This is a genomic window from Roseibium sp., assembly GCF_965233565.1.
Lineage (GTDB): Bacteria > Pseudomonadota > Alphaproteobacteria > Rhizobiales > Stappiaceae > Roseibium.
Genome location: NZ_OZ247494.1, coordinates 2,901,599 through 2,917,106, shown reverse-complemented (window position 1 = coordinate 2,917,106; position 15,508 = coordinate 2,901,599). Strand labels below are relative to the sequence as shown.

Annotated in this window: 14 protein-coding genes; 9 read left to right on the top strand and 5 right to left on the bottom strand. The window is 61.1% G+C overall.

What is annotated here, in order from left to right; genetic code table 11:
• The first annotated feature begins 16 nt into the window (after window positions 1–16).
• Window positions 17–1,150 (top strand): 3-dehydroquinate synthase, encoded by a 1,134-nt coding sequence (gene aroB, locus ACO6TG_RS13360; RefSeq protein WP_422378878.1) that lies wholly within the window; start codon window positions 17–19, stop codon window positions 1,148–1,150.
• Entirely contained in the window at window positions 1,147–2,499 is a 1,353-nt protein-coding gene (locus ACO6TG_RS13355; RefSeq protein ID WP_422378619.1) for an HlyC/CorC family transporter, read from the top strand. The genes aroB and ACO6TG_RS13355 overlap by 4 nt, the downstream gene beginning before the upstream one ends.
• A gap of 18 nt (window positions 2,500–2,517) precedes the next feature.
• On the opposite strand, the gene ACO6TG_RS13350 is transcribed toward ACO6TG_RS13355, so the two are convergent.
• Window positions 2,518–2,802, bottom strand: coding sequence for a BolA family protein (locus ACO6TG_RS13350; protein ID WP_422378618.1), 285 nt, complete (start codon window positions 2,800–2,802; stop codon window positions 2,518–2,520).
• A gap of 178 nt (window positions 2,803–2,980) precedes the next feature.
• On the opposite strand from ACO6TG_RS13350, the gene ACO6TG_RS13345 reads away from it, so the two are divergent.
• From ACO6TG_RS13345 to ACO6TG_RS13330, 4 genes are all read left to right on the top strand, one after another.
• The gene (locus ACO6TG_RS13345) at window positions 2,981–3,571 is read left to right on the top strand and encodes a DnaJ domain-containing protein (protein WP_422378877.1); all 591 of its coding nucleotides are present in this window, start codon (window positions 2,981–2,983) and stop codon (window positions 3,569–3,571) included.
• Between the two features lie 64 nt (window positions 3,572–3,635).
• On the top strand, window positions 3,636–4,622 hold the full coding sequence (cobS, locus tag ACO6TG_RS13340; RefSeq protein WP_422378617.1) for a cobaltochelatase subunit CobS: 987 nt from the start codon (window positions 3,636–3,638) through the stop codon (window positions 4,620–4,622).
• 7 nt (window positions 4,623–4,629) lie between these two features.
• Window positions 4,630–6,540, top strand: a complete 1,911-nt coding sequence (cobT, locus tag ACO6TG_RS13335) for a cobaltochelatase subunit CobT (protein WP_422378616.1) — start codon at window positions 4,630–4,632, stop codon at window positions 6,538–6,540.
• A gap of 8 nt (window positions 6,541–6,548) precedes the next feature.
• Window positions 6,549–7,592: an esterase-like activity of phytase family protein gene (locus tag ACO6TG_RS13330; RefSeq protein WP_422378615.1), complete on the top strand. Its 1,044-nt coding sequence runs from the start codon at window positions 6,549–6,551 to the stop codon at window positions 7,590–7,592.
• Window positions 7,593–7,803: 211 nt separating this feature from the next.
• On the opposite strand, the gene ACO6TG_RS13325 is transcribed toward ACO6TG_RS13330, so the two are convergent.
• Together ACO6TG_RS13325 and rpmB are read right to left on the bottom strand one after the other, a co-directional pair.
• Window positions 7,804–8,490: a queuosine precursor transporter gene (locus tag ACO6TG_RS13325; protein WP_422378614.1), complete on the bottom strand. Its 687-nt coding sequence runs from the start codon at window positions 8,488–8,490 to the stop codon at window positions 7,804–7,806.
• Between the two features lie 18 nt (window positions 8,491–8,508).
• Window positions 8,509–8,805: a 50S ribosomal protein L28 gene (gene rpmB, locus ACO6TG_RS13320; protein WP_094074841.1), complete on the bottom strand. Its 297-nt coding sequence runs from the start codon at window positions 8,803–8,805 to the stop codon at window positions 8,509–8,511.
• 342 nt (window positions 8,806–9,147) lie between these two features.
• Here rpmB and ACO6TG_RS13315 point away from each other — a divergent pair, with 342 nt between their 5' ends.
• From ACO6TG_RS13315 to ACO6TG_RS13305, 3 genes are all read left to right on the top strand, one after another.
• A complete protein-coding gene (locus tag ACO6TG_RS13315) occupies window positions 9,148–9,981 on the top strand; it encodes a DUF3108 domain-containing protein (RefSeq protein WP_422378613.1) in 834 nt (277 codons plus the stop codon).
• Between the two features lie 205 nt (window positions 9,982–10,186).
• On the top strand, window positions 10,187–11,146 hold the full coding sequence (locus ACO6TG_RS13310) for an acetyl-CoA carboxylase carboxyltransferase subunit alpha (protein ID WP_422378612.1): 960 nt from the start codon (window positions 10,187–10,189) through the stop codon (window positions 11,144–11,146).
• Window positions 11,147–11,479: 333 nt separating this feature from the next.
• Complete coding sequence (locus tag ACO6TG_RS13305; protein WP_422378611.1) at window positions 11,480–12,730, top strand: L,D-transpeptidase family protein; 1,251 nt, start codon at window positions 11,480–11,482, stop codon at window positions 12,728–12,730.
• A 284-nt stretch (window positions 12,731–13,014) separates the two neighbouring features.
• Here ACO6TG_RS13305 and ACO6TG_RS13300 read toward each other — a convergent pair whose 3' ends face one another.
• Window positions 13,015–14,067, bottom strand: coding sequence for a MaoC family dehydratase (locus ACO6TG_RS13300; protein WP_422378610.1), 1,053 nt, complete (start codon window positions 14,065–14,067; stop codon window positions 13,015–13,017).
• Between the two features lie 304 nt (window positions 14,068–14,371).
• Entirely contained in the window at window positions 14,372–15,268 is an 897-nt protein-coding gene (locus ACO6TG_RS13295; RefSeq protein ID WP_422378609.1) for a sulfurtransferase, read from the bottom strand.
• Window positions 15,269–15,508: the final 240 nt, after the last annotated feature.

The window sequence follows — 15,508 nt, the reverse complement described above, 5'->3', positions numbered from 1 at the left end:
TATGGCAGATACGGTAATGGCCCGCGCCCTGATGGGGCGGGATGACAATCGGGTCCGGGTGGACCTGGATACCCGCAGTTACGATATCCGCATTGGACGCGGGGTGATCGAGGGCGCCGGCGCGGAGATTGCCGCGGTCCTGCCAGGGGCTCGGCTTGCTGTAGTGGTCGACGAGACCGTTGCCAGTCTGCATTTGAACGTCTTTGCCGAGAGCCTCAAGGCGGCCGGCCTCGATCACACAGTCATCATGGTGCCGGCTGGCGAGAGCACCAAATGTTTCAGCCAGTTCGAACGCCTGTGTGATGAAGTCCTGGCCGCGCGTCTTGAGCGGGGCGACGCGATCGTCGCTCTCGGCGGCGGTGTCGTCGGTGACCTGACTGGTTACGTGGCGGCTTCTGTTCGGCGCGGCATGGCCTTTGTCCAGGTGCCGACCAGCCTGCTGGCGCAAGTGGACAGTTCGGTCGGTGGCAAGACCGGGATCAATTCCCGGCACGGCAAGAACCTGATCGGGGCGTTTCATCAGCCGGCGCTGGTGCTGGCCGATACGGCCGTGCTCGATACCCTGTCACCGCGCGAATTCCGGGCCGGTTATGCGGAAGTTGCCAAATACGGCCTGCTCGGTGACGCAGACTTCTTTGCATGGCTTGAGGAAAACTGGCAGGCGGTCTTTGCCGGTGGTCCGGAGCGGGACGAAGCCGTGGCACGTTCGTGCCAGGCCAAGGCGGATGTGGTTGCAGCAGATGAACTGGAAAGCGGCCGCCGGGCGCTGCTCAATTTCGGCCATACATTCGGTCATGCGCTTGAATCGGCCGTTTCCTATGAGACTGAACGACTTGTTCATGGTGAGGGCGTTTCCATCGGCATGATGCTGGCGCACGAGTTTTCCGAGCGGCTCGGCCTGATCGATGCCGACACGGTGGCGCGTGTGCACAAGCACCTGACAGACGTTGGGCTGCCGGTAACGGTTCAGGCCATTCCGGGGCAGTTGCCGCCAGTGGATACCTTCATGGATATCATTGCGCAGGACAAGAAAGTCAGCCGCGGCGCCCTAACTTTCATTCTGACACGAGGTATCGGCGAGGCATTTGTCGAAAAAGGTGTCGATCCTGCAGTTGTCTCGGAATTCCTGAAGGAGAAACTTGACGCATGACGGACACGGCTCTCTGGCTGGCGATTGCCGCCATCTTTGTGCTTCTGTTTCTGTCCGGCTTCTTTTCCGGTTCTGAAACCGCTCTGACCGCGGCGTCGCGCGCGCGCATTCACCAGCTGGAGAAAACGGGTGATTGGCGCGCGCGGGTCGTCAGTGCGCTGATTGCCAACCGGGAACGCCTCATCGGGGCCCTGCTGCTCGGCAACAACCTAGTCAACATTCTGGCCTCCGCCCTGGCAACCACGGTGTTCCTGACGCTGTTTGGTGAAGCAGGTGTTGCGATCGCAACCCTTGTCATGACCGCGCTTGTTCTGGTCTTTGCCGAAGTGCTGCCGAAGACCTGGGCGATTTCCAATCCGGAGCGCTTTGCGGTCACAGTCTCGCCGATCGTGCGTGTCGTCGTGGCCGTGTTCGGTCCAGTGGTAGTCGGTGTCGAATGGATCGTGCGGTCGATCCTGAAGCTACTTGGTGTCAACATCGGCGACGATGCTTCGATCCTTTCGGCCCATGAGGAACTGCGGGGCGCGGTCGACCTGCAACATATCGAGGGCGGCCTTGAAAAAGGCGAACGCGACCGCCTGGGCGGCCTTCTGGATCTGGCGGAGCTGGAAGTTTCTGACGTGATGGTTCACCGGACCAACATGGTGGCCCTCAACGCGGATGACGATCCGGACAATCTGGTAAATGCCGCACTTGCCTCTCCTTACACCCGGCTGCCGCTCTGGCGCGGTGAAAGCGACAATTTCATCGGCGTGCTGCATGCCAAGGACCTGCTGCGCGCCCTGAACGCAGCCCGTGGCGACGCGACCAAGATCAACGTCCTGGACATCGCTGCCCCGGCCTGGTTCGTGCCCGACACGACAAGCCTGCAGGACCAGCTCAACGCATTCCTGCGTCACAAATCCCATTTCGCCCTTGTTGTGGACGAGTATGGTGAGGTGATGGGGCTGGTCACGCTGGAAGATATCCTGGAAGAGATTGTCGGCGAGATTGCCGATGAACACGATCTCGAGCTTGAAGGCCTCCGGCCCCAGGCGGACGGATCCGTGATCGTCGATGGCTCGGTGCCGATCCGGGACCTCAATCGTGCGGCGGACTGGAGCCTGCCGGATGACGAGGCGACCACGATAGCCGGTCTCGTCATTCACGAGGCGCGCATGATTCCGGAAGAACGCCAGATCTTCACGTTCCACGGTTTTCGTTTCACCGTGCTGAGGCGGGAGAAGAACCGGATCACAAGGCTCCGGATCATGCCACTTGGACAGGCACAAGGTGCAAAACTGCCGGTAACGGCACCGCCGGCCGGGGCGACAGGCGCAAGTCTGCCGGCAAGCAGTGCGGGTAGCTGAATGTGACCTGAGAGGGGATTACCTGGCGCGCGGGTCCGGTTCGCTGTCGGCGCGGATCTCAAGCGCCAGGGCATGAACGCTGGCCGCCAATTCGTCGGCAAGCAGGTCGTTTATGGCCCGATGGCGCGCGACCCGGTTCATGCCTTCAAAGGCAGGCGCGGCTATCTGAACCCTGAAATGGGTCTCGCCGCCTTCGCGCCAGCCGCCGTGCCCGCGATGGTTCTCGGATTCGTCGATGACATTGAGGAAGGACGGGTCGAACGCCGCCGTGAGCTTGTCGGTGATGGTCTGTTTCATGCTCATGAATCTAACGTGTGGCCTTGCTTTTGAAAGTTCAAGTCTAGGCGCAGCTTGCGCTGGCTGGTAATGTCGCTGGCTGACCGTTTTCCGGGACCGGGAGCTGGAAATTAGCTTTGGATACCCGGACATTGCAACCATGCGCGGCTTGCCCGCGCCTCAAGGGGCTTCGATAGTCTGCCGCATGAAACTGGATTCAAAAATTTTCGACGGTATCCGGGTCAAGCCGGACAAGGAGCGCGCCGAAGAAGGACGGCATCCCGTCTGCGATCATCCGGGATGCAAACGGCCGGGCATGTACCGGGCGCCGAAGGGACGCGACCGGGAAGGCCAGTATTTTAACTTCTGTGTCGATCACGTCCGCGAATACAACAAGTCCTACAATTATTTCACCGGCATGGGCGACGATGACGTGCGCTCCTACCAGAAGGACAGCCTGACCGGTCACCGGCCGACCTGGAAGATGGGTGTCAACAAGCAGGCTGCCGACGGTCCGGACGGCTACGATCCACGCTCGGGGATGCGTGCAAATGCGCAACGGCGCGCCGAACAGGCACGCCGGCCGCGGCAAAGAAAGCTACTAACGCTTGAAAAACGGTCCCTGGATGTGCTCAATCTGCCCTACACAGCCCGTGGCGCGGAAATCAAAGCGCGCTATAAGGAGCTGGTAAAGCTTAACCATCCGGATGCCAATGGCGGTGACAGGTCTTCCGAAGACCGCCTGCGGGAGATCATTCAGGCCTATAACGTCCTGAAAAAAGCCGGTTTCCTTTAAGCCTGCAGGTCTTGCCGGCTTTCCCCATTTGACCCTTCCCGTGTCACGGGACAGCGGAGGACTGATGACTGAGACGACGACTGCGGCCATGGCCATGCCGGATACTGAAGTTTCTGTAGAAGAGGTTTTCGGGTTCAAGTCCGACCTCAAGGTGCCGGCATTCTCCGCGCCGTCCGAGCATGTGCCCGAGCGTGACGAGGATTACCTGTTCGACCGGGCAACAACCCTGGCAATCCTGGCCGGTTTTGCCCACAACCGCCGGGTGATGGTCACCGGCTATCACGGCACAGGCAAATCGACGCATATCGAGCAGGTTGCCGCGCGTCTCAACTGGCCGTGTATCCGTGTCAACCTGGACAGCCACATCTCCCGTATCGACCTGGTCGGCAAGGACGCGATCGTGATCCGCGACGGCCAGCAGGTCACCGAGTTCAAGGACGGCATCCTGCCCTGGGCCTACCAGCACAATGTGGCGCTGGTGTTCGATGAATATGACGCCGGCCGCCCGGACGTGATGTTCGTGATCCAGCGGATCCTGGAATCCTCCGGCCGCCTGACCCTGCTGGACCAGAGCCGCGTCATTCGTCCGCACGCCGCCTTCCGACTGTTTGCCACCGCCAACACGGTCGGTCTCGGCGACACATCCGGCCTTTATCACGGCACCCAGCAGATCAACCAGGCCCAGATGGACCGCTGGTCGATCGTGACCACGCTGAACTATCTGCCGCATGACAACGAGGTCGATATCGTGCTGTCGAAGGCAAAGCACTTTCAGACCGACGAAGGCCGCAACACCGTTTCCAAGATGGTGCGTCTTGCCGACATGACCCGGAACGCCTTTATCAATGGTGATCTGTCGACAGTGATGAGCCCGCGGACCGTGATCACCTGGGCGGAGAACTCTGAAATTTTCGGTGATGTCGGCTTTGCCTTCCGTCTGACCTTCCTCAACAAGTGTGACGACATGGAACAGTCTCTCGTGGCCGAGTTCTATCAGCGCTGCTTCGGCGAAGATCTGCCGGAATCCTCCGTCAACGTTGTCATGAGCTGAGGTCAAGATGGCGCCGCGGCCAGGCAGCAATTCCCTTCCGGGCAACAAGCCCGCTCCGAGCACCGAACCGTTCAAACAGTCGGTGAGCGGTACCATGCGGGCGATTTCCGGTGAGCCGGAACTGGAAGTCATCTTCTCCGGTGACCGGCCCGGCATTTCCGGGACCTCGGCCCGTTTGCCCGAGCCGCCGCGCAAGGTAAGTGCGCGCGACGTCGCGGTTACGCGCGGCATGTCCGACAGTATGGCGCTGCGCATTGCCTGCCACGACAAGGCCGTGCATGCGAAGAACCTGCCGCAGGGCGCGGAAGCCAGGGCGATCTTCGAGGCCGTGGAACAGGCGCGCTGTGAGGCCGTCGGGGCGCGGCGCATGCAGGGCGTTGCCGAAAACCTCTCAGTGATGCTTGACGACCGGTTCCGCAAGTCCGGTGCACCGGACATTTCCAGCCGGGAAGAGGCGCCGCTGCAGGACGCCCTGTCGCTGATGGTGCGTGAGCGCCTGACAGGCGCTCGTCCACCGGAAAGCGCGGAGAAGCTCGTCGACATGTGGCGCGGCTGGATCGAGGACAAGGCCGGTGCCGATCTCGATCGGCTGGAAGCGGAAGTCGAGGACCAGAACAGCTTTGCCTCACGTCTGCGCGACGTTCTGAAGTCGCTCGACATGGCAGATGAACTCGGCGATCACGACGAGGACATGGATCCGGACCAGAACGAGGACGACGGCAACAACGACGAAGCCGAAACCGGTGACGATAGCGAAGAGGACAGCGGCGAGCAGGAAGCTTCTCCGCAGGAAATGGAACTGTCGGGCGAGGAGCAGGACAGCGGCGATACGGAAGCCGCCGAAGCCGACATGGAAGACTTCGCCGAGCAGGACATGGCGGAGGATACCGAAGAGCCCGGCGAGAGCGATCGTCCGGACAGTTCGCTGTCCAACCGGCCGGAATCCGACTACCGGGTCTTCACCTATCAGTTCGACGAGACGGTCACCGCCGAAGAACTCTGCGATACGGCCGAACTGGACCGCCTGCGGGGCTTCCTGGACAAGCAGTTGACCCATCTTCAGGGCGCCGTCGCCCGTCTCGCCAACCGGCTCCAGAGAAAGCTGATGGCGCAGCAGAACCGCGCCTGGGATTTCGACCTGGAAGAAGGTCTGCTCGACACGGCACGTCTTACCCGCGCGGTGACGGACCCGATGTCGCCGCTGGCCTTCAAACAGGAGCGGGACACCAATTTCCGCGACACGGTCGTGACGCTGCTTCTGGACAATTCCGGCTCCATGCGTGGCCGGCCGATCACAGTTGCGGCCACCTGCGCCGACATCCTGGCGCGCACGCTGGAACGGTGCGGTGTCAAGGTCGAGATCCTCGGTTTCACCACCAAGGCCTGGAAGGGCGGCCAGTCGCGCGAGAGCTGGATCGGCGCCGGCAAGCCACCGACCCCGGGCCGCCTCAACGACCTGCGCCACATCATCTACAAGTCCGCCGATGCGCCCTGGCGGCGTGCGAGGCGCAATCTTGGCCTGATGATGCGCGAAGGCCTGCTGAAGGAAAACATCGACGGTGAAGCGTTGATCTGGGCGCATGAACGATTGCTGGCGCGCCCGGAACAGCGCCGGATCCTGATGATGATCTCGGACGGTGCGCCGGTCGATGACACGACTTTGTCGGTCAATCCGGGCAACTATCTGGAGCGTCACCTGCGCTACGTGATCGAGGATATCGAAACAAGGTCACCGGTGGAGCTGATTGCCATCGGCATCGGCCATGACGTGACCCGCTACTATCGGCGCGCGGTGACCATTGTCGATGCCGAAGAGCTCGCGGGGGCGATGACCGACCAGCTCGCCGATCTGTTTGACGACGAAGTCGTTGATCCATTTGCCGGCCGCGGCGGGCGTCGCCGGGCTGGCCGGCGGTAGAAGCGGGAATGAGCATGGCAGGGGGGCGGCATCGGAGCGGTCTGGTCAGGCTTGCCGGGTGTGTCATCGCTGCCGTGCTGTCCGCGCCGTTGCCGTCCGCCCTCGCGCAGGACCTTCTGTCAGAAGGTGAGGTGGTCAAATCCCGCACAAAACCGATCGAAACGTTCCATATCGGGCGTGACGACACCCGCTTCGGCAAATTGACCTTCCTGGGTGGTCTGGAGGTGCTGGCGTCTGATCGCAAGATAGGCGGTCTCTCCGGGCTGATCAGTCTGGACGGCGGCAGCCGGTTTCTGGCGGTGACCGACAATGGTCACTGGGTGAGCGGCAAGGTCGAGCAGAAAGCTGACGGTACGCCGCTCGATCTGAAGGACATTCGCTTCGCCCCGTTGCTGGGCGCGGACGGCAAGACCCTGACGGCCCGCTGGGGACACGATACAGAGGCGCTGACCCTGGATGGGTCAGGCCTTTATGTGACGGCGGAAACCCGCAATGCTGTCTATCACTATCCCTGGCCGCTTTCGACGGGGCGGGAAAAGATGATTGGCGAGGTGGCCCTGCCGGAGAGCGCCCGCAAACTGCCGCGCAATGCGGGTCTTGAGTCCCTTGCAGCTGCACCGGATGGCAGCCCGCATCACGGCAACCTGATCGCGATCGCCGAATCCGCGCAGAGCGGTCTGCATGACCTGACCGGCTATATCATCGGGCCGTCCGGTTCCAAGCGTTTCACCTTGCAGCGCCAGGACCGTTTCGACGCGACGGATGCCGCCTTCCTGCCCAACGGCGACCTGATTGTCATGGAGCGACGCTTCAGCCTGCGCGACCTGATCGGGCTGCGCCTGCGCCGGATCGCAGAGGAAGACCTGAAGGCCGATGCGGTGATTGAAGGCGAGCTTTTGCTTGAAGCGGATTTCAATACGCAGATCGACAACATGGAAGCGCTTGCCATTCACCAGACGGAAGCTGGCGACACGATCCTGACGCTCGTCTCCGATGACAACCGCTCGATCCTGCAGCGGACGCTGTTCTTGCGGTTCCGGTTGGAGGAATGACGTGTTCGGCGATAAAGCCGCGAAGCGCTAGACAAGATCGCAGGTGTCACCCCGGCCGCAGCGAAGCGAAGAGCCGGGGCCTACTCGTTTCCAGAGAATTTCTAAAGGCAGGGCTGTAAGAGGAGCTGTCTTCTTCTTCAGCAAGTGGCGCTGAGAGTAGGCCCCGGGTCGCGCTTTGCTTGCCCGGGGTGACACTCTGGTATTTGTTGCCTCACGCCGCCCGGCTGTCCGGGTTAGCCTGAAACAGACCGAGCACGATCCGATAGGGCGCCAGCAGCGCTACCGCGACCAGCATCTTCACCAGGAAGTCGCCGACGGCGAGCGAGATCCACAAAAGCACCTGCGGGTCCTCGGCGATGCCGAGGAACGGCACGGGGAAAGCGAGCGAACCGTCTTCCATACCGAACAGGCCATCGATGAAGGCGAAGCTTGCCGAGAACGCGATGCCGAAGAACAGCAAAGTGTCGATGACGGAGCCGATCAGCGACGACGTGATCGGAGCCTTCCACCAGGTCTGGCGGCGCAGACGGTCGAAAATGGTTACGTCGAGCAACTGGGCGACCAGAAAGGCCGTGCCGGAGGCGATCAGGATGCGCGGCGTTGTAAAGGCCTCGTTGAAGGTCCAGAAGATCATCGGCACGATGATCGCAATCACGAAACCGGTAATGACGACTTTGCGGGCGGCGCCTGCGCCGAAGCGGCGGTTGGTCAGGTCGGTCACCAGGAAGGCGATCGGATAGGTGAAGGCGCCCCAGGTCAGCGTGTCGGCGAGATTGACGCCGCCGACGACGTGCTGGACCGGGAACTGGACCAGGAAATTGGAGGCCGCAACGACAATCGCCATCGCGAGGACCGCGATGGCGAAGCTGGCCACGGAGAAACTCCGGGTGTCCGTCATGTCTTTACCCTTTGAGGGTTAAGCGGCAGCGGCTTCCGCCTGCTTGCGCTTGATGCTGACCTTGATCTTGCGGGCAGCGTCGGACAGCTGAGCGTCGCTGGCTTTCATCAGGTAGGCGTCCAGGCCACCGCGGTGCTCGACGGAGCGCAGGGCATGCGCGCTGACTTTCAGCTTGAAGGTTTCGCCCAGCGTGTCGCTGATCAGCGAAACGTTGCACAGGTTCGGCAGGAACCGGCGGCGGGACTTGTTGTTAGCGTGAGAGACGTTGTTGCCCGTCATCACATCTTTGCCGGAGAGTTCGCAACGGCGTGCCATGATATCACCTTTTGTTTTCGTGGCTGGGCCGTTACATGGAACCCAGCAAGTCCAAACCGGAACCGGCGCGGACCTGAGGCCCGGCGACATCGTCTCCGGCATTTCTCGGAAAAAGTTGCCCCGCTATAATGGCAGCGCGCGCCAACGTCAAGACATCTCCGACGCTTTGGCGTGATTCTGTGTTTTAATTCGCAGAACTGACGATCGTTAACCAGTGGGTTACCATAATTTAGAATGATTGATGTCGTTCGGAGGCAGGGATTCATGTTAAGGTTTGCGCCACGGACACTGTGAGCGCGGGGGCGCAATTCGCTGCCTTTTTGGCAGTCCGGAGGTTTTGAAGTGTTTGGTTTGACGTCTCTGGGGCGCCTGATCGCCCTGCCAATGCTTGCCGGGGCCATGCTGGTCACGCCAGCTGAAGCCAAAAAAAGCAGCGTCGGCGGCCTGTACAATATTTCCATCGCCGGCTTCAAGGTCGGGCGGGGAACCTTGTCTCTGGTCATGCAGGGCAATGCCTACTCCGCCAAGGTCAGCCTTGAGCCTGCCGGGATCGGAACGCTGTTTTCCACCGGCAAGGGCGGCGCCGAGGCGTCTGGCTGGCTGGTCGGGTCAAGGGTTGTGCCATCGAAATACCGGATGGCCTCGCATGCCGCCAATCTCGATTTCTACGTCAATCTGAACCAGGGCTCGGGCAATATCCGCTCCATGGAAGTGGCTCCGAAGTTCAAGCCCAACAAGGAACGCATCAAGGTCACCAATCGCCACCGGCGCAACGCGATCGACCCGCTCAGCGCGGCGCTGATGCCTGTTGGCCGGGCGAGAGACAGTCTCGGCCCCAAGGCCTGCTCGCGCAAATTGCCCGTTTTCGATGGCTGGACACGGTTTGACATCAAGTTGAGCTACCAGGGAACCAAGGAAGTTTCCGGGCACGGCTATGACGGTCCGGTTGTTGTCTGCAAGGCGCAGTGGGTTCCGGTCGCCGGTCACCGTCCTTCCAAGGAATCGGTCAAATACATGGCGCGGGCCAACATGGAAGTCTGGATTGCGCCGATGGGCCGGGACAATGTCCTGATCCCCTACCGGATCTCGATCGACACAAAGAATGGCCGGCTGGTGGTGGAGGCCTCCAAGCTGAACATCCGCGGAGCGGGAAGCGACAGGGCGTCGGCAGACTGACGTCCAGGCCCCTCCAAATCGCCCTGCAATCCGAATTTCCGGCCGGTTCCGGCAACCGAGGCGCACGCGAAGGCTTGCACCCCCTTGCGTCTCTTGTTACAGCCCTCCAAGTATGCATCCAGGCAAACTGATGCCTTCAGGATAGAATTCTCCGGATGACCGGCCCAGGCGGGCCGGATCCGGTTTGTTTCAGGTAAGCGAGTACATGCACAGCTATTTGGACTTCGAAAAGCCCGTCGCGGATATTGAAGGCAAGATCCAGGAACTGCGGGCACTGGCCGCGGAAGACGGAGAAGCCGTTAATGTGGACAGCGAAATCGACCGGCTGAAGGCAAAATCTTCGCAGACCCTGCAGGACCTCTATACCAAGCTGACGCCCTGGCAGAAGACCCTGGTGGCGCGCCATCCGGACCGTCCGCATGCCGTTGCCTATATTTCCGGCCTGATCGAGGATTTCACGCCGCTGGCCGGTGATCGCAAATTTGCCGAAGACCATGCCCTGATCGCCGGCATTGGCCGCTTCCGCGGCCAGTCGGTTGCCGTGCTCGCCCAGGAAAAGGGCCACGACACGGAAACCCGCCTGAAGCATAATTTCGGCATGGTCCGGCCGGAAGGCTACCGCAAGGCGGTGCGGGTCATGGAAATGGCGGAACGCTTCGACCTGCCGTTGATCAGCTTTGTCGACACCTCGGGGGCCTATCCGGGCCGTGGTGCAGAAGAGCGCGGCCAGTCCGAAGCCATCGCCCGGTCGACCGATGCAGGTCTTGGCCTTGGGGTGCCCTCCGTTTCTGTCGTGATCGGCGAGGGCGGTTCCGGCGGGGCAATTGCCATCGCCACCGCCAACAAGGTTCTGATGATGGAGCATGCCATCTACTCGGTGATTTCGCCGGAAGGTGCGGCCTCGATCCTGTGGCGCGACAGCGCCAAGGCGCAGGATGCGGCGACCGCGCTGAAGATCACGGCCCAGGACCTGAAACAGCTTGGTGTGATCGACGGTATCGTCAACGAGCCGATCGGCGGTGCGCACCGGGCCCGCGAAATCGTGATCGACAATGCGGGCAAGGAAATCGAGAAGGCACTGTCCGAGCTGTCGGGCCTGACCCCGGATGAAATCCGCAAGCAGCGCCGAGAGAAGTTTATTTCGATCGGCCGTACCCTGAGCTGATATCAGGGAGCTGGTGTCGGTGAGCCGACATCCGGAATATTCCTGAGTTTTCTTGAAATTCGGTCGAAGGGCTGCCCGTATGGCGGCCCTTTTGCCATTGTGTGGCCAGATTTTGCCGTCATTCAGGCGAAGATGGGACGATCAGGCGGTCCGGGGCGGACTTTTTTGTTCTTATCACTTGATTGTGGGTCGCAGGAGCATTCCGGCTTCAGTAACTTATCGTCAACCATCCTTGCCTAGCCTTTGCGCGGGGGCGAAGACGCAGAAAACGGGATTTGGCTGTCCGCTTTGGTTCGGCAGCGCACCGGTTTTCGATCAGTTCGGGATAGTACAATGGTCTTTGGGCGCCTTTTGAATACGCCATCGGGTCTGAAAAAGGGTTTGCAGAACCGGCGCGGACGCCATGTCGCCAAGCTGGGAGCCGCCATTATCATGGCTGGTGTGCTGGCAGGTTGCCAGGGCGATGAATTCGTTGCCGGACCGAACAAGGCCAAGCTTCCCGTGAGCGCCTCGCTCAAGCGCAAGATGTCTGACATGAACATGAGTTCGACATCGCCGATCATGATCCGGATCTTCAAGGAAGAGTCGCAGCTGGAAGTCTGGAAGCAGGACCGGAGTGGCAAGTTCAAGCTGCTGGAAGACTTCGAGATCTGCAAATGGTCGGGCAAGCTGGGGCCGAAATTCAAGGAAGGCGACCGTCAGGCGCCGGAGGGTTTCTACGAGATCACCCCTGCGCTCATGAATCCGAATTCCAGCTATCACCTGGCGTTCAATCTCGGCTACCCGAACAGGTATGACCGGGCCCATAACCGCACCGGATCGCATCTGATGGTCCATGGCGCGTGTTCCTCGCGCGGTTGTTACGCCATGACCGACGAGCAGGTTCAGGATATCTATGCGCTGGCGCGCGACAGCTTCAAAGGTGGTCAGCGCTCGTTCCAGGTCCAGGCCTTCCCGTTCAAGATGACGCCGGAAAACATGGCCCGTCACCGGGACAGCGAGCATCTGGACTTCTGGAAGATGCTGAAGACCGGCTACGACCATTTCGAGGTGGCCAAGGTGCCGCCGAAGATTGCCGTCTGCGAAAAGAAATATGTCTTCGATGCAACGACCCTGGTCGAGGGCGTGCCGTTCAGGGCAAGTGCCAAGTGCCCGGACTACCAGGTAAGCCCGCGCATCGCTTCCGCGGTGGCTTCGAAGCAGAAGAAAGACAACGCGAAATACCAGCAACTGGCGGCGCGCTACGATGCCCGCGAAGAACGCCAGAAGCGCTGGGAAGAACGTTCCAACCGCCTTGCTGAAGCTCTCGGCGGCGGTGAAGACGATACGGCTCCGGCGCCGGAAACCGCAACAGCTGCAGCGCCTGCGAATTCACCGGCCACACAGACCGCTGCGGCCAACGAGCCGCAAAGGCGCCCGGGCGCAGCCGTTGAAAGCGCATTTGTCGCGCCGGAACAGTCGCGCGGCGGCTCCGTCGGCGGATTTTTCAAGCGCTGGGTGCCTTTCGGCCCGAAAGCTTCGGATGAAGGTGCGGGCGTTGGCCCGATCGCCACCGAAGTGGTGCCGGCGGCAAAACCGAACTAGAGCACTTCCCGGTCTGAATTCCGAAGGCTTTCTGTTGGAGTGTCACCCCGGACTAGCGTAGCGCTGATCCGGGGCCTATTCGCAGAGCCGCTTGTCCAGGCCGCAGAGCTTTAATCGGCGGCTTGAGTGCCCTTTTTCCAAATCTCTGCAAATGCGTGGGCCCCGGGCCTTGTTTCGCGCGCCCGGGGTGACACCTGTTCATGCTGCGACGCCGGTGCCTCCACCGGGTGGCGTCTCTTGCGGCAGATCGTTCAGGACATGCCGGGGCACTGGCCCGGCATCCCTTATTTTGGCATCAAGGCCCAATAGTCGAAATCGAGCAGGACTTCCGGCAGGTAGTTGCCTTCGTGGTCCAGGCCGGGGAAATCGTCGCAGGGCCGGTCTTTTGTCGCGACCAGGCGCAGGCGCAGGGCACCGACATCCGACCGGCCTTCGATGTCGGACTTGTCCAGCACTTCTGACCAGGCATAGACCGTATCGCCCGCGGCGAGCGGGGCGACATGGCGGCCGGCATTGATGCCGGCAATGTGGAAGGCATTGCCCAGCCCGTTGAAGGACAGAGCCCGGGCGATGGAAATGACATGTCCGCCATAGACCAGCCGGTGGCCGAAGCGGTTGTGGGCTTCCGTGTGATGATTGAAATGGACCTTGGCCGTGTTCTGATAAAGCCGGGTCGCCATCTGGTGTTCGGCTTCTTCCACGGTCATGCCATCGACATGGTCGATTTTCTCGCCAATCTCGTAGTCGTCGAACCGGTAGTCGGATCCGGCAAGGTCATTGTCCCAGTTGGCTGTGTCAAGCAGCGGTACGGCGGTGCCAAGGGATTGCGGATCGAGGGCCGCCGGCAGCTCGGGCACGACCGGTTCAGGTGGTGCATTGGCAACCACCCGCTTGTTGATCATCACCCAGCGCACATAATCGAGCACTTCCGTACCGTTCTGCGTGTAGCCGGTGGAGCGCACATAAACGACACCGGTGCGGCCGTTGGAGTTCTCCTTCTTGCCGATGACTTCCGACACCGTGGAGATCGTGTCGCCCGGATAGACTGGCGCCAGGAACCGGCCGCCGGCATAACCCAGATTGGCGACGGCATTCAGCGAGATGTCCGGCACGGTCTTGCCGAAGACGATGTGGAAGGTCAGCAGATCGTCGACCGGTGCATGGGCATAACCCAGGGAGCGGGCGAAGGCATCTGAGGACTGGACCGCAAAGCGGGAGCCGTAAAGCGCAGTGTAGAGCGCCTGGTCGCCGCTGGTGATCGTGCGCGGTGTCGCATGCCGGATCACCTGGCCGACTTCAAAGTCCTCGAAAAAATTGCCGCGATTGGTCTTGCTCACCGATGCCTCCCGGGTCTGGTTTTATCGAATTAAGCCTATCGCAGTGCACACAGGCAAGTCAGACGTTTAGCCGATGGGGGATATTATTCCGGATTGACTCAACGGTCCCCTCCATCGTCATTCCGGCCAAGCGTAACGCGAGCCGGGATCGAGGAGCCTTTGGCCAATGTTCGACCGCCTCGGCGCTCCGGTCCCGGCTCTTCGCTTTCGCTTCGTCCGGGATGACGATGGAGGGGGTGTTGTGAGCGATACAAAAGCCCGGGACGATGCCCGGGCTTCTTTTCAATTTCCGCTCAGATCAGGTTCAATTTACCGCCGGCGTGTTGGCCATCTTGTTGCCGGACTGGGAGTATTCAACCATCGATCCGGCATAAAGCTTGGCATTCGGGACACCGGCCAGTTCGGAGACTGCAAACCAGTGGCTGGCGGCCCAGTGGCCGGTGTTGCAGAAGGAGACGGTTGGTTTGCCTGCGGCAAGCTTCAGTGACTCCTTGAGCGCTGCAGCATCGATGTTGGTCGAGATCTTCGGGGACTTATCCGCAAAGAAAGCGGTATAGGCATAGTTGATCGCGCCCGGCAGCGTGCCCGGACGGGCGGCGGCCTCATGCGCTTCCTTGCCGCTGAAGAATTCCGAAGGACGGGCGTCCACAAGCAAGGCTTCTGCCTCGCCCGCAACCACGGCCGCCACATCGGCGGTCGTTGCCAGCCAGGTCGTGTCCAGGGTCAGGTCGAGCTCGCTCGGAAAGGCGGATTCCGTGGCCGTACTGATCGGCAGGCCCGCGGCCTTCCAGGCGGTCAGGCCGCCATTCAGGATCGAGAGATCTTCAAAGCCGGTCGACTTCAGGGTCCAGTAGACCCGGGCCGCGGAGCCGAAATCGGTGTCGGTCTTGCCTTCCGACAGGATGACGATCGGGAGATCCTGCTCCAGGCCGAGCTCTTCCAGCTCTGCTTCCAGCTTCTCGATGTCAAAGAGCGCACCGGGATTGCTGTCCGAGCCGCGGAACATGCGGTAGGGGGCGTAAAGCGCGCCCTCCGCGTGGCCATCGTCATACCCGGCGTTGCGGATATCGAGCAGGATCGGCATTTCGCTGTCGAGTGCGGCAGAAAGAGTGTCTGCATCCACCAGCGGGCCGAAAGTATCGGCGGCAGCGCTGGTAACGAGGCCTGTGGCAACGGCGATGGCGAGAGCGAAGCGTTTCATCGTGTCAGCTTTCCTGCTTGGGCGATTGCAAAAGAACGCAATTCGCCCGTCACGGTCTTGCGCAGAATTTTAAAGAGTTCCCGCTGCGGCAACAGGGATGGGGTTTCAAAGATGGCGGGTGGTTTGACAATTTCACCCAATCAACGCGTTGTTCTTAGCAGGAGATTGCGGCTGGCGGATTGAGCCAATCGTGGGACATCCGAGTCTTGCCGGAATGTGGATGTCATGGAATATGGTGAC